This is a genomic window from Myxococcus sp. CA005 (assembly GCF_006518205.1).
Lineage (GTDB): Bacteria > Myxococcota > Myxococcia > Myxococcales > Myxococcaceae > Myxococcus > Myxococcus xanthus.
On sequence record NZ_SRLV01000214.1, the window covers coordinates 1 to 465 of the forward strand.

1 protein-coding gene is annotated in these 465 nt (G+C 71.2%); it reads left to right on the plus strand.

Features of this window, described 5'->3' with window-relative positions; genetic code table 11:
- Positions 1-54 precede the first annotated feature (54 nt).
- A partial coding sequence (locus FMQ63_RS38620; RefSeq protein WP_305034255.1) for an alpha/beta hydrolase fold domain-containing protein occupies positions 55-465 on the plus strand: 411 nt, incomplete at its 3' end.

A 465-nucleotide genomic window follows, 5' to 3' on the forward strand; every position in this document is an offset into this window, starting at 1 on the left:
GGAGCCCGCATGACCGCCCCCTTTGTCTCCCCCGACGCCGCTCAATTGCTGGCCATGCTGGCCGCTCAGGCCGGCCCGAAGCTGCGCGACATCACGCCGGCGGACGGGCGGGCCATGTACGTCGCTCTCGCCCAGATGGCTGATCCGCCGCCGGTCGCCTGCCCCACCGCCGAGATCGCCATTCCCGGCCCTGCGGGCGCTGTTCCCGGCCGGCCCTATGGCGACAAGGCGAGCGAAGGGCCGCTGATCGTCTTCTTCCACGGCGGCGGCTGGGTGATCGGCGACCTCGCCACCCATGACAGCTTCTGCCGTCACGTGGCGGCGAGCCTTGGCCTGCGCGTGCTGGCGGTGGACTATCGCCTGGCGCCCGAGCACGCCTTCCCGGCGGCCTATGACGACTGTCTCGCCGCCTTCAATTGGGCCAAGTCAGGTCCGGCCGAGCTGGGGCCGAAGCCCACCAAGTTC